12 protein-coding genes are annotated in these 17,272 nt (G+C 66.0%); all 12 read left to right on the top strand.

Annotated elements, in window-relative coordinates; all coding sequences use genetic code 11:
- A partial coding sequence (locus tag G1C96_RS08745) for an SDR family oxidoreductase (RefSeq protein WP_169276212.1) occupies positions 1-133 on the top strand: 133 nt, incomplete at its 5' end.
- A 428-nt stretch (positions 134-561) separates the two neighbouring features.
- Positions 562-1,197, top strand: coding sequence for an RpiB/LacA/LacB family sugar-phosphate isomerase (locus G1C96_RS08740; protein ID WP_169276211.1), 636 nt, complete (start codon positions 562-564; stop codon positions 1,195-1,197).
- 1,188 nt (positions 1,198-2,385) lie between these two features.
- Entirely contained in the window at positions 2,386-3,945 is a 1,560-nt protein-coding gene (locus G1C96_RS08735; RefSeq protein WP_169276210.1) for an MFS transporter, read from the top strand.
- Positions 3,946-4,732: 787 nt separating this feature from the next.
- Positions 4,733-6,337: a glycoside hydrolase family 28 protein gene (locus tag G1C96_RS08730; protein WP_169276209.1), complete on the top strand. Its 1,605-nt coding sequence runs from the start codon at positions 4,733-4,735 to the stop codon at positions 6,335-6,337.
- 65 nt (positions 6,338-6,402) lie between these two features.
- Positions 6,403-7,503, top strand: a complete 1,101-nt coding sequence (locus tag G1C96_RS08725) for a pectinesterase family protein (protein ID WP_169276208.1) — start codon at positions 6,403-6,405, stop codon at positions 7,501-7,503.
- A gap of 353 nt (positions 7,504-7,856) precedes the next feature.
- Positions 7,857-9,026, top strand: a complete 1,170-nt coding sequence (locus tag G1C96_RS08720) for a glycoside hydrolase family 88/105 protein (protein WP_169276207.1) — start codon at positions 7,857-7,859, stop codon at positions 9,024-9,026.
- 141 nt (positions 9,027-9,167) lie between these two features.
- Positions 9,168-10,193 carry a LacI family DNA-binding transcriptional regulator gene (locus G1C96_RS08715; protein ID WP_169276206.1) on the top strand — a complete coding sequence of 342 codons (1,026 nt, stop codon included), beginning with the start codon at positions 9,168-9,170 and terminating at the stop codon, positions 10,191-10,193.
- A 287-nt stretch (positions 10,194-10,480) separates the two neighbouring features.
- Positions 10,481-11,797, top strand: coding sequence for an ABC transporter substrate-binding protein (locus tag G1C96_RS08710; protein WP_169276205.1), 1,317 nt, complete (start codon positions 10,481-10,483; stop codon positions 11,795-11,797).
- A gap of 517 nt (positions 11,798-12,314) precedes the next feature.
- Positions 12,315-13,283, top strand: coding sequence for a carbohydrate ABC transporter permease (locus tag G1C96_RS08705; RefSeq protein WP_169276204.1), 969 nt, complete (start codon positions 12,315-12,317; stop codon positions 13,281-13,283).
- Positions 13,284-13,289: 6 nt separating this feature from the next.
- Positions 13,290-14,189: a carbohydrate ABC transporter permease gene (locus G1C96_RS08700; protein ID WP_169276203.1), complete on the top strand. Its 900-nt coding sequence runs from the start codon at positions 13,290-13,292 to the stop codon at positions 14,187-14,189.
- Positions 14,190-14,718: 529 nt separating this feature from the next.
- Positions 14,719-15,504, top strand: coding sequence for a DUF624 domain-containing protein (locus G1C96_RS08695; RefSeq protein ID WP_169276202.1), 786 nt, complete (start codon positions 14,719-14,721; stop codon positions 15,502-15,504).
- A 104-nt stretch (positions 15,505-15,608) separates the two neighbouring features.
- Positions 15,609-17,180, top strand: a complete 1,572-nt coding sequence (locus G1C96_RS08690) for a glycoside hydrolase family 28 protein (RefSeq protein ID WP_169276201.1) — start codon at positions 15,609-15,611, stop codon at positions 17,178-17,180.
- The last annotated feature ends 92 nt before the right edge of the window (positions 17,181-17,272 follow it).

Here is a 17,272-nt window from a genome sequence, read left to right as displayed (position 1 = left end):
CCGCTGGGGCACCCCCGAGGACCTCCAGGGCCCCGCCGTCTTCCTCGCCTCCGACGCCTCCGACTTCGTCAACGGCCTCGTGCTGTACGTCGACGGCGGCATTCTGGCCTACATCGGCAAGCAGCCCCAGTGATCAAATCGCACGATGACGGAGCGTCCGCAGCGCTGAGCCGTTAAGCGTGGAGTCCGGTGGACTCCACGTAGGCGAAGTGAGCGGCCGATAAGGCCGCGAAGGGCGCGTGGCAACGTGCCGCCTCGGTCGGCGTACTCAGTACGCCTTCCCTCGGTGCGCCTTGCGGACGCACGCGTCATCGCGCGATTTGATGGGCGAATAAGTGAATGAATGACGGAGCGCCTTCCGCGCGTTGAAGTCGCACGCGTCATTTCATTTTTCGCCCGGCGGCGGGTACGCCTTCGCCCGGCGACGGCGGAAGTCGCACGCGCTGCCGCGCGATTTGATGAGCGGATAACTGAATGACGGGGCGGCCTGCCGAAGCGGGCGGGCGGCTCCGTCGCCTAGGCTTGACACTGAACCATCCAACGAAAGGATCGAATACCTCCATGCGTATCGCACTGATCAACGAGAACTCCCAGGCCGCCAAGAACGGTCTCATCTACGACGCCCTCAAGAAGGTCGCCGACGAGAAGGGCTTCGAGGTCGACAACTACGGCATGTACGCCGCCGACGACGAGGCGCAGCTCACCTACGTCCAGAACGGCATCCTCGCCGCCGCCCTCCTCAACACCAAGGCCGCCGACTTCGTCGTCACCGGCTGCGGCACCGGCGAAGGCGCCATGCTCGCCCTCAACTCCTTCCCCGGCGTCATCTGCGGCCACGTCGAGGACCCGCTCGATGCCTACACCTTCGCCCAGATTAACGACGGCAACGCCATGGCCATCCCGTTCGCGCTGAAGAACGGCTGGGGCCAGGAGCTGCAGCTCAAGTACATCTTCGAGCAGATGTGGCTCGAGGAGCCGGGCTCCGGCTACCCCAAGGAGCGCGTCGTCCCCGAGCAGCGCAACAAGAAGATCCTCGACGGCGTCCGCGCCGCCGCCTTCAAGCCGCTCGTCGAGATCTACAAGGCCCTCGACCCGGAGCTCGTCAAGGGCGCCTTCGCCGGTGAGCACTTCAAGGAGCTGTTCACCGCCCACGCCGAGGACGGCGAGATCAAGGACTACGTCCTCTCCCTCGCCTGATCGACGCGCATGAACGGGCCGTTCCGCGCCATGTGTCAGTGCGCGGCGCGGAACGCCCGGCGGCATCGCCTCCGGGCGCCGTCGCCTCTCCGTCGTGCCGTGCGTCGCCCGCGCATCAGCCTGCGCGATGTACGGGCGAGGCGGCTCCTGACTCTCCTCTGATTATTTCCTTCCCAAGGCCGATCGGCACTCGCCGGTCGGCCTTGCCGCGTCTTTGGGGCGTCTCCGCGTATCGCCTTGGCTCTCTCCGTGCGCCGACTCGGGTCTCGTTGCGCTTCGATGGGCTTCGATGGGTTTCGATGGGCTGCGATGGGGAGCTCGCCGGGCTGCGACGGGCTGCGATGGGATCTCTTCGGGTCCCTGCCAGGTCCTCGCTGAGTCCCCGCCGGCAAGGGAAGGCCCGGGTTTTCCCAGAATCGGCCTGTTTTCAATGGCCCGATCGGAAACTCGCCCCTTCGCTTGCTGAGGGTCGTGCCTATCGGGCAAACGAAGGCCCGGGTTTTCCACGATCGGCTTTATCCCAATGGTTCGATCGGAAACCCGCCCGTTCGCTTGCCAAGGATCGTGCCCATCGGGCAAGCGAAGACCCGGGTTTTTCCGAGATTGGCTTTATCTCAATGGTCCGATTGGAAACCTGCCCGTTCGTTTGTCAGACATCGATCCCGTTTGGCAAGCGAAGGGCCGGGTTTTCTCAGGATCGGCTTGTTTTCAACGGTCTGTTCCGAAACCCGCCCGTTCGTTTGCCAAGGATCGTGCCTATCGGGCAAACGAAGGCCCGGGTTTTTCCAAGATCGGCTTGTTTCCAATGGTCCGATCGGAAACCCGCCCGTTCGCTTGCGAAGGATCGTGCCCATCGGGCAAGGGAAGGCCCGGGTTTTCCCAAGATCGGCCTATTTCCAATGGTTCGATCGGAAACCCGCCCGTTCGCTTGCCGATGGCCGGGGCCTTTCGTCCTCGACGTCGCCCGTACGCCGTCCGCGCATCGCCCGCGCGTCGATCGAACATCGCCCGCGCGTCGATCGGACATCGATCGAACATCGGCCGGACGCCATCGAACATCCTCGAACGTCAATCGATTGCAACCTGTGGCAACGGGCTGAGACTTGTCAAGCATCGCCCCCTATGCTCCCTTCTCGGCATCGAAAATTTTAGCCATCAAAAACGGCTTGACACAATGAGGTGATGATCATGGCAGATCTGTCTTGGGTGGGCAAGAAGAGAAAAATTACGTACTGGACGCGCTTCGGCTACGGCATGGGCGGCCTGCTCAACTCCGGCGCGCTCACGTTCACGCACACCTATCTGATCATGTTCGTCTCCACCGAGTGCGGCCTGTCCGCCGGCGAGGCGGCCATCATCGCGTCCGCCGCGATCTATCTGGACGCCGTGCTCGCCCCGCTCATGGGCTTCTTCTCCGACAACTTCTACGCCACGCGCATCGGCCGCCGCTTCGGACGCCGCCGCTTCTGGATCCTCGCCGCCATCCCGATGATGCTGGCCGAGCCGCTGATCTTCCTCGTCACGCCGTTCGGCTTCGGCTACTACCTGGCGTGCTACCTCGTGTACAACGTCGGCTACTCGTTCGCCTCCACGTCGCTCGTGCCGCTGGCCATCGAGATGACCGACGACTTCGAGGAGCGCGGCTACCTCACCGGCATGAAGCGCGTGTTCGGCAACGTCACCGGCTTCGTCATGGCCGCCCTGACCGCGTTCGGCTTCGGCGTGTTCGGCGAGGACAACCCGCACTCCTACTTCATCATCGCGTGCATCAACGCGAGCATCATGATCTTCGGCCTCGTCACCCTGTACCTGAGCACGTGGGAGAAGACCCCGGCCGAGGTCGCCGAGGAGAAGATCGTCAACGTCTGGGAAGGCGTCAAGAAGCTCGTCGTCGACGTCCTGTCCACGTTCCGCAACAAGGCGTTCCGTCGTCTGCTCTACGCGTGGATGCCGTCGCAGTTCGCGGCCTCCGTGTGGTCCGCCGCCTACAGCTACTTCATCGTCTACACGCTCGGCATCACCAAGGCGTGGGCGTCCGGCTCCGAGATGCCCGGCAAGGTCGTGGCCATCGTGTGCATGGCCGTGTGGGTGCCGCTGCTCGTCAAGAAGGGCTTCCACAAGCCGTACTACTTCGCGGTGATGGGCGCCGCGGTCTCGATGGCCGTGTTCGTCACGTTCGGCGTGCTGCAGTTCACCGACGCGATCCCGGTGGCCACGGTGATGGTCGCCTACCCGATCGTGTTCTGCGTGTGGAAGTTCTTCTACGCCGGCTTCCAGTATCTGCCCGACGCGATCAACTACGTGCCCGACGTGGACGAGCTCATCACGCTGCGCCGCCGCGAGGGCGTGTACTCCGCGTCCCAGCGCCTTGTGCAGCAGCTGCTGCAGGCCATCGTCACCACCGTGTTCGGCTTCGTGCTGCTGGCCTCCGGCTTCATCTCCACGAAGGGCGGCCAGAAGGTGGAGCAGCCCATCTCGGTGCCGGTCACCGTGGCTGCGACGCTGCTCATCGGCTGCTGCGTGATGTTCGTGCTCTCCGCCGTGCTCGCCCGCTTCCTCAAGCTCGACAAGGACACCTGCGCGATCGTCACCGGCGAGGTGGAGCGCGTCAAGGCCGGCGGTCTCATGGCCGACGTGACCCCCGAGGTCAGGGCCGTGTGCGAGGACCTCTCCGGTCTCAAGTACGAGCAGTGCTTCGCGCACAACACCATCGGATATCAGGAGGAAGGCATCACGCCGGCCGCCTGAGCGTCGATCGGGGACGATCGGGTGCCGTCCCGGTCCTGTTCTGTTCCGACCGGGCAAGCGAAGGGCCAGGTTTTCCCGGGATCGGCTTGATTTCAATGACCCGATCGGAAACCCGGTCGTTCGCTTGTCGGAGATCGATCTGTCCGGGCAAGCGAAGGCCCGGGTTTTTCCGAGATCGGCCTGATTCCAATGGTCTGATCGGAAACCTGGCCCTTCGTTTGTCGGAGATCGATCTGTCCGGGCAAGCGAAGGCCCGGGTTTTCCCGGGATCGGCTTGATTCCAATGGTCTGATCGGAAACTTGGTCGTTCGTTTGTCGAGGATGGACTCAGATCGGCAAGCGAAGGGCCGGGTTTTTCCGAGATTGGCTTGATTCCAATGGTTCGATCGGAAACCCGGTCGTTCGCTTGTCGGCGATTATCTTGTTCGGGCAAACGAAGGGCCGGGTTTTCATGGGATCGGCGTGATTCCAATGGTCTGATCGGAAACCTGGTCGTTCGTTTGTCAAGGATGGGCTCAGATCGGCAAGCGAAGGGCCGGGTTTTCGCGGGATCGGCGTGATTTCAATGACCCGATCGGAAACCCGGCCCTTCGCTTGCCGGGGATGACGGCCGGCCCGACCGTCGCATCGTCCTGTCGCATCCGTCGCATCCGGCACATCGTCCCGACGGACGCATCCGACCGGCCACCGCCCGCCGGCAATCGCTGGCAACGAAGCCTCCGGCCTCCCGCCCGCACGCCTAGTCTGGCGGTGCATGGCAAGGGAGCCGAACCGTGAAGGAGCAATCATGAATCTCAGCATCGTCACCGTGGGCGCGCGCTTCGCCGTCGTCAAGGCGGAGGACGCCGGCATCTGGCGCACCGATCGTCCGTGGCGCGTCAGCCTCAACGGCGAGCCGTGCCGCGCCGTGCCGACCACGGACCGCATCGTCACCTACGTGGACGGCCTGGAGCCGGACACCGCGTACGTGCTGCGCTACGAGCGCGACGGCGAGGACGGCGCCCCGGAGCCCGCGCTCGAGGCCTCGTTCACCACCGCGCACGAGTCGTTCACCCTGAACGTGCGCGACTTCGGCGCCGCGGGCGACGGCGTGCGCGACGACACGCAGTCGATCATGGCCGCGATCATGGCCGCCCCCAGGGCCGCTCGCGTGCTCGTGCCCGCCGGCGACTACCGCATCCGCAACGTGTTCCTCAAGTCGGACGTCACGCTGGAGCTGGCCGAGGGCGCCACGCTGCGCGCCCGCCACGACCGCGAGAACCTCGCCTACCTGCCGCCCACGCTCCACGGCGCGCCCGGCGACGGCTACGCGGGCACCGATGCCCTGCCCCTGGGCACGTGGGAGGGCGAGTCCGAGGTGCCGATGTTCTGCGGCGTCCTGACCGGCATCGGCCTGCACGACGTGACGGTGTGCGGCCGCGGCGCGATCGACGGCGGCGCCAACGCGGACGAGGACAACTGGTGGCACGATCCCAAGCGCATCCGCGTCGCCTCCCGTCCGAACATGGTGTATCTGTCCGACTGCGACCGCACCGTGCTCGCCGGCGTCACCGTGCGCAACTCGCCGAGCTGGAACATCCATCCCACGCTGTGCCGCGACTTCACGATGGCGTGCGTGACGATCGAGAGCCCCAAGATCTCGCCGAACACCGACGGCTTCGACCCCGAGTCGTGCGACGGCGTGCACGTGACGGGCGTGCACTTCTCGGTGGGCGACGACTGCATCGCCGTGAAGTCCGGCAAGATCTCCATGCCGCGCGTGCTGCGCCCGGCCTGCCGCAACATCCTCATCGAGCAGTGTTACATGCACGACGGCCACGGCTCCGTGGTGCTCGGCTCGGAGGCGTCCGGCGGCATCGAGGACCTCACGGTGCGCGACTGCCTGTTTGAGCGCACGGACCGGGGCCTGAGGATCAAGTCGCGTCGCGGCCGCGGCAAGGATTCGGTCTACCGCAACATCCGCTTCGAGCACATCCGCATGGACGAGGTGCTCACGCCGTTCGTGGTGAACTCGTTCTACTTCTGCGACCCGGACGGCAAGTCCGACTACGTGCAGTGCCGCGAGCCGCTGCCGGTGGACGACCGCACGCCCAAGGTGGAGTCGCTGGAGTTCCGCGATATCGAGGCGCTGAACTGCCATGCCGCGGCCACGTGGATCACCGGTCTGCCGGAAAGCAAGGTGGGGCGCCTCGAGTTCCACGACGTGCACGTCACCTTCTCTCCGAACGCCGAGCCGACCGTGCCGGCCATGGCCTGCCACGTGGATCCGATGGCGCGGCAGGGCATCATCGCGCAGCACGTGGAGACGCTGGTGCTCGACGACGTGCGCATCGAAGGCCAGGACGGCGACGAGCTGCAGCTGACGGACGTCGACCGCGTGGTGCGCGGCTAGCGCGGTACGCTCGGGGAAGGCGGCGTCCCTCGTCCGGGCGCCCACTCGGGGAAGGACACCACACGATGGCAGCTTCTGCAGCTTCCGCAGCTTCCGTAGATTCAGCGGCTTCGACGCTGACGGTCGCGTCCGACGGTTCGGCCGGATTCCGCACGATCGGCGCCGCGCTGGACGCGCTGATGGCGCGCGACGACGGCCTGACCCCCGCGACGATCCGCATCGCGCCGGGGGAGTACCGCGAACGGCTGACGATCCGCCGCCCGAACGTGACGCTGGAGGCCGCATCGCTGCCGGACGACGGCGATGCGCGCGACGGCGTCCCGCGCGACGGCGACGTGCGCGTCGCGTCCGGGCTGGGCGGTTTCATGCCGTCGCCCGACGGCCAGGGCGACCGTCTCGGCACGTTCCGCACCGCCACGGTGTTCGTGGACGCGCACGACGTGACGCTGCGCGGTCTGACGATCGTCAACGACGCGGGACCGGGGGAGGAGGTCGGTCAGGCGATTGCGCTGTACGCGGACGGCGACCGGATCCTCGTGGAGGACTGCGTGCTGCTGGGGCATCAGGACACCCTGTTCACCGGTCCGCTGCCGCCCAGGGAGATCGAACCGGGCGGGTTCGTCGGTCCCAAGCGTCTGGCCCCGCGCGCGGTGGGACGCCAGTGCTACCGGCGCTGCCTGATCGCGGGCGACGTCGACTTCATCTTCGGCTCGGCGCGCGCGTGGTTCGAGGACTGCGAGATCCGCTCCGTCGGCCCGGGCTACGTGACCGCCGCCTCCACGCCCCAGGGCGAGCCGTACGGCTACGTGTTCGACCATTGCCGGTTCACCGCGGCCACGCCGCGCGACGCCGGCTGCGCCGGGAAGGGAACCCGCACGTTCGGCGCGCTGGTGCCGGACGGGTCGGTGGCGATCGGGCGTCCGTGGCGCGACTGGGCGCGCACGGTGCTGGTGGACTGCGAGCTGGGCGCGCACATCCGCGTGGACGGCTGGGACGACTGGGGCAAGTCGGGCGCGCGGGCGCATTCGTGCTACGCCGCGATCGATCCCGTGGGCCCCGGCGCGGCGCCGATGGCCTGGCCCCGGTGGGTGCACACGCTGGACGAGGGCGACCGTGCGCGGTTCGCGCGCGACGCGGTGCTGGACGGCTGGCGTCCGGGGCGCTGACGGCCGCGTCTCCGCGTCTCCGCGTTGCCTCGGCACCGCAAGGTGATGCCGCAAGGTGATGCCGCAAGATGATGCCATGCGGTGGTGCCATAGAGTGATGCCATGGAGTGATGCCATGAGGCGATCCCGTACGACGGTCCCGCGTGGCGGCTCCATGTGAATCCCGCACGCGCGTACGGCTAATTTTTCCTCAAACCGCGTCCGATGTGCTAAAATTTTACCCATCATCATCGTTTGCAGCGGAATCCCGGGCGCCCCGCCGCGACTCAACGTCGTACGCGCGGCGCGGCGCACCGGTTGCCCGCGCCGTACCGACGTCGGCCGCATCGGCCCGAAGGCCAAGGAGAACCGCAATGGGAAGCTCGCGCATCATCAACACCTACATCCGCCAGCTCATCGAGACGAGCACGCCCGAGGCTCCCGCGTGGAACATCGAGAAGATCCGCGCCGGCAAGCCGAACACCTGGAACTACATCGACGGGTGCATGATCAAGGCGCTGCTCGACCTGCACGACATCACCGGCAAGGACGTCTACCTGGACTTCGCCGACCGGTTCATCGACCACTTCGTGCGCGACGACGGCTCCATCGCCTCGTACGACCCGAAGGAGTACAACCTCGACAACGTCAACGCCGGCAAGACGCTCTACCAGCTGTACGCCGTCACCGGCAAGGCGAAGTACCGCAAGGCGATGGACGTCATCTACTCCCAGCTCGCCGCGCAGCCGCGCACCATCGAGGGGAACTTCTGGCACAAGCTCATCTACCCGAACCAGGTCTGGCTCGACGGCCTGTACATGGCGCAGCCGTTCTACGCGCAGTACGAGCTGAGCTTCCACGACGGGCGCGGCGTGTCCGACTCCATGCACCAGTTCGCCGTGGTGCGCGAGCGCATGCGCGATGAACGCAACGGCCTGTACGCGCACGCCTACGACGCCTCGCGCACGGCGTTCTGGTGCGACCCGGTGACGGGGCTGTCCAGCTGCTGCTGGCTGCGCGCCGAAGGCTGGTTCGCCATGGCGCTGATCGACACGTGGGAGCTGCTGCCCGCCTCGATGAGCGCGGAGCGCGACGGGCTGCGCCGCATGTTCGTGGAGCTCGTGGACGCGATGCTGCCGTACCGCGACCCGGACACCGGCATGTGGCGTCAGGTGATCAACCTGCCGAACATCGAGCCGAACTATCCGGAGACGTCCGGCTCGGCGATCTTCGCGTACGCGATCATGAAGGGCGCGCGGCTGGGCGTGCTGCCGGAGCGGTACTTCGATCTCGGACTAGCGACGTACCGCGGCATCTGCGAGACCAGGCTCAACGAGGAGGACGGGCGCCTCACGCTCGACGGCATCTGCCTGGTGGCGGGGCTCGGCAACGTGGAGCACCGCGAGGGCACGTTCGACTACTACATGCGCGAGCCGGTGGTGCGCAACGACGCCAAGGGCGTGGCGCCGCTGGTGCTGGCCTTCGTGGAGGTGCTGCGGCACGAGCACGCGGCGCAGGCGTCCGACCCGTCGCTCGCCGCCTGACGCCCGCCGCGGCTCCGGCGCGCCGGAGGCTGATCCCGATTTGGTGTTGCGCAACATTTATGCAACAATGATGCAAGTGTTGCAATAGGCGCAACACCATCAGACTTGCTGCGCAAGATCGCGGATCAAAGGAGAACGAGGATGTCCGGCGCGACCATATTCGATGTCGCCAAGGCGGCCGGGGTGTCGCCGTCCACCGTGTCCCGTGCCCTCAACAACGGCGCGGTGAGCGAACGGACGCGCGAGCGGATCGGACGTCTGGCGGACCAGCTCGGCTACCGTCCCGCGTCCTCCTCCGCGTCGCGCGACGCCGCCCGCCGGGGCGTGGTGGGGCTGCTGCTCACCGACATCGGCAACTACTACTTCACCGACGCGCTCAAGGGCGTGTTCGCCACGGCGCAGAGCCGCGGATACCGCGTCGAGGTGGTGGACGTCACGCTCGCGGACGACCAGGACGAGGCGATGCGCACGCTGACGGACACCACCGATGGCCAGCTGCTGTTCTCGCCGCGCATCGACGACGCGCGGATCGCCCGCTGGTTCTCGCCGCGCACCGCGGTGCTGGCCAGCCGCGTGTTCGACGGCTTCCCGAGCGTGGTGATGAACGACCGCGACGGCATCGTGCAGGCCGTGCGCCATCTGGCCTCGCTGGGGCATCGGCGCATCGCCTTCGTGGGCGGCTCGGAGACGAGCTGGTCCAACGAGGTGCGCCGCGACGCCTTCTCCGACGCGTGCGCCGACTACGGCATCGAGAGCGTGCTGCTCGGGCCCTTCGAGCCCTCGTACGCCGGGGGCGCGGCTGCCGCGGACGCGCTGATGCTCGAGGATGGCGTGACCGGCGCGGTGGCGTTCAACGATCTGGTGGCCGGCGGCCTGATGGGCGTGCTGCAGGGGCGCGGCGTGGCGATCCCCACGCAGATGAGCATCGTGGGCATCGACGACAGCGTGCTCTCGCGCGTGGTGCGCCCGCAGCTGACCACGGTGGACATCCGCCAGGAGCGCATGGGCTCGATCGCCATGCAGATGCTCATCGACCGGCTCGAGGCCGACGCCTCCGGCGCGGCGCAGGACGCACGGGACGCGCCGGCGAATCCGCCGGCGGTCGTGGTACCGGAGCTGCTCATCGCCAGGGACTCCACCGGACGCGCGCCGCGCGATCCGCGCTGATCCCGGGTGCGTCGCGGCGGCGCGACGGCAGGTTCCGCACCGCGGAACGCAACGCATGCAAGGCCCTTCCCATTGAACGGGAAGGGCCTTGCCGTTGTTGTGGACCCTTCGCGTCGGTTGCATAAATCTCGGAAACAAATTGCGGAAACAATTGGCAACTTCCCGATTGGGGGTTGCGCGCGCCGTTAGATTGATAACTGTCAACGCAATCCAATGTCGGATTAGCCCGCCGGGCAGTCCAAGGACGAAAGCCCGACAGAGCAGCGTCACAGAAGAAAGGGTACTCAATGAAGACCGCCAAGAAAGTCCTCGCCGTTGCAGCGGCTGCGGCAACCATGTTCTCCATGGCCGCCTGCGGCAATTCCAACAGCTCCGCCGAGGCCAACAAGAGCCTGACCATCGCCTGGTGGGGCAACCAGTCCCGCAACGACAAGATGACCAAGGTCGACGACGCCTTCAAGGCCGCCAACAACGTCGAGGTCCAGGGCCAGGCCTCCCAGTGGTCCGACTACTGGTCCAAGCTGGCCACCAACGCCGCCGGCAAGTCCATGCCGGACGTCATCGCCATGGACTACTCCTACCTGCAGCAGTACGTGAGCAACGGCCTGCTGGAGCCGCTGGACGAGTACATCTCCAACGGCACCATCAAGATCGACAAGATCGACAAGGGCGTCCTCGACTCCGGCAAGCTGGACGGCAAGCAGTACGCCATCTCCGCCGGCTCCTCCTCCCCGGCCATGATCGTCAACCAGACCGTGCTCGACCAGGCGGGCATCACCCTCCCGGAGCACATGACGCTCGACCAGTTCAAGGACATCGCCAAGCAGGTCTACGAGAAGACCGGCTACAAGACCAACTTCCGCTACTACGAGGCCTCCGAGCTCCTTGAGTACGTGCTGCGCGGCGAGGGCAAGGTCCTCTTCGGCAACAACGACGGCAAGCTCGGCGTGACCGCCGAGGACGTCCAGCCCTACTTCGAGGTCTACGAGCAGGGCATCAAGGAAGGCTGGCACCTCGACACCGGCGTCTTCGCCTCGATCGACTCCACCTCCATCGAGCAGGACCCGCTGGTCTACGGCTCCGAGCCCGGCTCGCGCTCCTGGGTCTCCTTCAAGTTCACCTCGCAGCTGTCCGCCCTGCAGAAGGCCGCGGCCGGCAACGGCAACCCGACCCTGAAGCTGTACGCGTGGCCCGCCGCCGACGTGGCCAAGGCCGACTACATCAAGCCCGGCCAGTTCTGGGCCATCACCAAGTCCTCCAAGAACAAGGACCTGGCCGCCAAGTACATCAACTGGTACACCAACGACGAGGAGCCCGTGAAGATCATGGGCACCGACAAGGGCCTGCCGGTCAACTCCGACATGCTCAAGGCCATCGAGGGCGATCTGTCCGAGGGCGACAAGGCCGCCGTCGAGTTCCTCAACACCGAGGTGATCCCGAACTCCTCCACCATCAACCCGCCGGCGCCGGAAGGCTCCTCCAAGGTGAACGGCAAGGACGTGCTCGGCACCACCGAGGAGTCCGTGCTCATGGGCAAGATCTCCGCCGCGGACGCCGCCAAGCAGTTCGTGGACCTGGCCAACGAGGCGCTCGCCAAGAAGTGATCCGCGAGGCGGCCCGGCGGGACGGCCGGGTCGTGCGGGAGGGCATCGTCTCCCCGCACGGCACGCCGTCCGGCCTCCCGCCGGCAGGCCTCCCGATCCATCCAGATAACTCAACCTTCGCACTTTCCTTTTCCTCCTTCCCTTCCTGATCGCGGCGGCAAGAACGGATAGCTTTTCTCGCTGAACTGCTATCTGTTCTTGCCGCCGTTGCATGGGGAAAGACCCCCGGAGTGGTCGGCAATCGCCTCGGATCGTTGGAATCGCAACGATTTCGGCACTTAGGCAATTGCTGAAACAATTGGCAACACTTGCCAAGCGTTGCCTTGAGAGGCGGTACAGTGAAAGTGCAGCTCGAAAGGACGTGGCGTTCCGCACGGAAGCGGGACGACGCGATGCTGCTGGTCTGTTGGACCACAACGCAACAACTGTGAGGGCGACGTCGCAGTCACCCGAACGAACACAATGCGCGGAGGATGCACCGCAACTGCATCGGATGCGCTTTTGGGAAAGGTTAACTATGACTCAGGCAACGGTTGCATCGCCGCAGGGTGCCCGAAAGTTGGGCAACTCCGGCGTTCAGTTCCGCAAGCAGAGCAAGTTCCGTCAGTGGCTGAACCAGGAGAACGTCTCGGGCTACGTGTGCGCCCTCCCGTTCATCATCGGCTTCCTGATGTTCCTGCTCGTCCCGATGATCCTGTCGATCTACTACTCCTTCACGGACTACAACATCCTGTCCGACCCGGAGTGGATGGGTCTCGACAACTTCAAGGAGATGTTCACCAACGACCCGCTGTTCTGGAAGTCGATGGGCGTCACCCTGTTCTACGCGCTGATCTCCACGCCGCTGCGTCTGATCTTCGCCCTCGCCGTGGCCATGCTGCTGCTCAAGAACTCCGCGGTCTCCGGCTTCTACCGCGCCGCCTACTACCTGCCGTCCATCCTCGGCGGCTCCGTGGCAGTGGCCATCCTGTGGAAGCAGATGTTCGCCCAGGACGGCGTCATCAACAAGGCGCTCGAGCTGTTCGGCATCCACACCAACTTCGCCTGGCTGGGCAACGAGCACACCGCCATCTGGACCCTGATCATCCTCGGCGTGTGGCAGTTCGGCTCCTCCATGCTGATCTTCCTCGCCTCCCTTAAGCAGATCCCGTCCGAGCTCTACGAGGCCGCCTCCGTGGACGGCGCCACCGGCTGGACCCAGTTCTGGAAGATCACGCTGCCGCTGCTCACCCCGACCATCTTCTTCAACCTGGTCATGCAGTCCATCAACGGCTTCCTCGCGTTCACGCAGTGCTACATCATCACCCAGGGCAAGCCGCAGAACTCGACGCTGTTCTACATGGTGCACATGTACAACGAGTCGTTCACCAACTACCACGCGGGCTACGGCGCGGGCATGGCATGGATCATGCTGCTCGTGGTGGGCCTGTACACGGCGATCCTGTTCGCCACGAAGCGTTTCTGGGTTTACGACGAGGAGGCCTGATCCAAGATGACTAGCGCAACCATCAATGACGTCAAGAGGGACGACATCCCCGTCTACGAGCACAAGAAGGGCATCAAGTGGGGCCGCGTGGTCTACCACGTGCTGGTGATGCTCGGCGCCCTGCTCATGATCTACCCGATCGTGTGGATGGTGTTCAGCTCCTTCAAGCCCACGAACACGGTGTTCTCCACCGCCGGTCAGCTCATCCCGACCGAGTGGACGGGCGTGAACTACGTCAACGGCTTCAAGGGCTTCTCCGGCACCACGTTCTGGACCTTCCTCGGCAACTCGATCTTCATCGCCGTGGTTGCCACCGTCGGCACGATCGGCTTCTCCGCCATCGTGGCCTACGCGCTGGCCCGCCTGAAGTTCCGCGGCCGCGGCCTGCTGTTCACCGCCATGCTGCTGTCCATGATGCTGCCGGCGCAGGTCATGATGGTGCCGCAGTACCTGTGGTACCAGAAGCTCGGCTGGACGAACAGCTACCTGCCGCTGATCGTGCCCTACTGGTTCTGCATCCAGGGCTTCTTCGTCTACCTCATGTACAACTTCATCCAGGGCATCCCGCGCTCCCTCGACGAGGCCGCGAAGATCGACGGCTGCTCCTACTACGGCATCTTCTTCCGCGTGGTGGTCCCGCTGCTCACGCCGGCCGTGGTGACGGGCTGCATCTTCAGCTTCATGTGGCGCTGGGACGACTTCCTCTCGGCCCTGCTCTACGTCTCCGACACCGAGCGCTACCCCGTGTCCCTGGCCCTGAAGCTGTTCTCCGATCCTGGTTCGTCCTCCGATTACGGCGCCATGTTCGCCATGGCCACCGTGTCGATCATGCCCTCCATCCTGATCTTCCTCTTCTTCCAGAAGTACCTCGTCGAAGGCGTGAGCACTTCGGGTCTGAAGGGCTGACGCGTCACGCGGAGCCCGGTGGGCTCCGCGTAGCGTCAGCCTGAGCGGCCGCCAAGGCCGCGAAGGCAGGATTGAGCCTCGCCGCAGGGCGAGTCCCTAATTGCAAAACCCATACCGGCTCCACCGGTGAGTCCAGCGCCCAGCGCCGGCCTCACCGGTGGAGACCGGACCGCAAACCACATCGGCTCACCGACCGGCCCCGCGAGCAATGCCGACTCCAAACAGTCGCCCCGCCTGCGGTCCCACCCCCGAGCCGCCCCATAACCGAAAATCCATCGCCGTCCGCCCCGCCCGGATCCACCGTCGGACCCGCGAGCCCCGGCCCGGCCGGCACATCCCATAACCAAAGACTTGGCCCGCCGCTCCGGCAACCGCTGTTTCTCCTCCTTTCCTTTCCTTCCATGCGGTCGCCGGAGGGCGCAGGCCATCACCCTTTCGTCCCGCACGCCACGCGCCCGCGTGCGGCACGTACCCGCGGCGCACGTACGTCACTGGTTGTTCCTCCGATTTCAGGCTGAGGTGGAGTTCCATGAATCTGTTCGGCATGTTCTACGGCGGCGGCGGACACGAGTCCGACCGTCAGGCCCATCCCGAGGGTCTTCGTCTGTTCTTCTCGGTGATCAAATGGCACTGGGGTCGTCTGATCGGCCTCAACCTCGTCTTCATCTTCACCTGCATCCCCGTGATCACCATCCCGTGCGCGATGACCGCCATGAGCAAGGTGACCGGCCTGTTCCTGCAGCGCCGCATCTGCTATCCGATGCACGACTACTTCAAGGCCTTCGGCGCCGAATGGAAGCGCTCCACCCTGGCCGGCTGGGCCGCCATCCTCGTCGCGGCGCTCGGCGTGGTGGCCGCGTGGTTCTACACCCATGTGGGCATGACCGGCGGCGTGGTGCTGGCCGGCGTCTGCCTGATCTTCTCCCTCGTGGCCGTGGCCGCGATGGTCTACCTCTTCCCGATGATCGCCTTCACCGATCTCAAGGTGCGCGATCTTCTCCGCAACGCGGTGCTGCTCTCGCAGATGAAGTTGCCGCAGACCGCCGCCGTGCTCGCGCTGAGCGCCCTGCTCGTGGTGGTGTCCTACGTCTCCCTGCCCTGGACCGTGTGGGTCATGCCGCTCGTCGGCTTCTCCCTCATCGCGCTCATGGGCACGTACGTCGCGTGGAACGCCATGAGGCAGCACGTCATCCGCGACGACAACCCTTCCTCGGCGTCGCACAGCTACGCCGACGACCTTGACGGATCCGGCGCCTCGGACGCGCCGTCCGGAACCCGTTCCGCCAAGAAGATCGCCGCATCGGCGGTCGCATAACACACGTCGTGCCCTTTCCCGAAGCCTGAGCGGGGGAGGGCACGGCTCCTTTCTGCTCAGGCGCCCGTGCGCATCCCGCGCGGGCAGACGTCACGGGAGGACCCATGATCCAGTCCAACGACGGACTTCATGCGAGCATATCCGACACCTGCATCACCCTGTTCTGGGACCAGCCCGAGGAGGCCACGCCGAGCTGCATCTACCGCATCCGCTTCGACGGCTCCGAGGCCGCCAAGGTGGACCGCACGCACGTCACGTTCCTGGACCTCGAGCCGGACACCGAACACGACTTCGCGGTGTGCATGAGCGAGAAGGGCGAGTACGGCACGTTCGAGCCGATGCTCGGGGGCACGTTCCGCACGCTGCCGGCCAAGCGCGAGATCGACGTGACCGCCGCCCCCTACCACGCGGTGGGCGACGGCGTGACGCTGAACACGGCGGCGATCCAGCGCGCGCTTGACGACTGCGGTCCGTCCGACCGCGTGGTGGTGCCCGCCGGCACGTTCCTCACCGGCGCCCTGACCATGCACTCCGACTCCGAGCTCACCGTGCGCGCCGACGGCGTGCTGCAGGGCTCCGCGGACCCGGCCGACTACGAGCCGCGCGTGTGGACCCGCTTCGAGGGCACCGAATGCGAGTGCTACGCGAGCCTGATCAACGTGGGCGCCGTGGACCACGAGGCCGGATACACCACGCGTAACGTGACGATCAACGGCGAGGGATCGATCCTCGGCGGCGGCGCCGAGCTCATGCGCCGCACCATCGAACTGCAGCGCGAGGCCATGAAGGACGAGCTGGCCGCGATGGCCGACTACGTCGCCACCTGCGAGAACGCGGACACGATCCCCGGACGCGTGCGCGGCAGGCTCATCACCGTGGCCAACGCGCAGAACGTGGAGCTGTACGGCCTGACCGTGGGCATGAGCCCCAGCTGGAACGTGCAGGCCATCTACTCGGACACGTTCGTCACCTACGCCTGCTCGTTCGTCTCGCGCGGCGTGTGGAACGGCGACGGCTGGGACCCCGACTCGTCCACGAACTGCTTCCTGTTCGACTCCCGCTTCGACACCGGCGACGACATGGTGGCCATCAAGTCCGGCAAGAACCCGGAGGGCAACGCCATCGACCGTCCCACCAGGCACGTGCGCATCTTCGACTGCGAGGCCGCGTACGGCCACGGCATCGCCATCGGCTCCGAGATGAGCGGCGGCGTGGAGGACGTGGCGATCTGGAACGTGGATCTCTCGCGCTCCCGCTACGGCATGCACATCAAGGGCACGCCCAAGCGCGGCGGCTACGTGCGCGACGTGACCGTGCGCGACTGCGAGCTGGCGTGCATCACCGTGCATGCGGTGGGCTACAACGACGACGGCGTGCCGGGACCCGACGAGCCGTTCTTCGAGCGCTTCCGCTTCGAGCGCCTGCACGTGCTCGGCCGCTACTGGGGCGACGACGAGCACGACGTGCGGCCCACCACCGCGGTGCTCGTCAAGGGCTTCGCCAAGCCCGGGCACGAGGTGCGCGGCGTGGAGCTGCGCAACGTGACGCTCGGCGGCGTGGAGCACGGCTCCGGGCGCATCGAGCTGTGCAACGTGCGCGGCCTGCGCATGTCCGACGTGGACGCCGCGGACGTGGAGACGCTGCCGGCGGGGGAGAATCCGCTGAAGGGCGAGTGACGATCCTGCGCTTCGCGCGTACGGAGGATGCGACGACGGATACGACGATGGGCTGGAACCCGTTCCCGGGTTCCAGCCCATTCGTCATGTTC

This window comes from Bifidobacterium moraviense, assembly GCF_012932365.1.
Taxonomy (GTDB): Bacteria; Actinomycetota; Actinomycetes; order Actinomycetales; family Bifidobacteriaceae; genus Bifidobacterium; species Bifidobacterium moraviense.
Note: the sequence above shows the minus strand (reverse complement) of the source record. Positions and strands in the feature narration are given on the sequence as shown.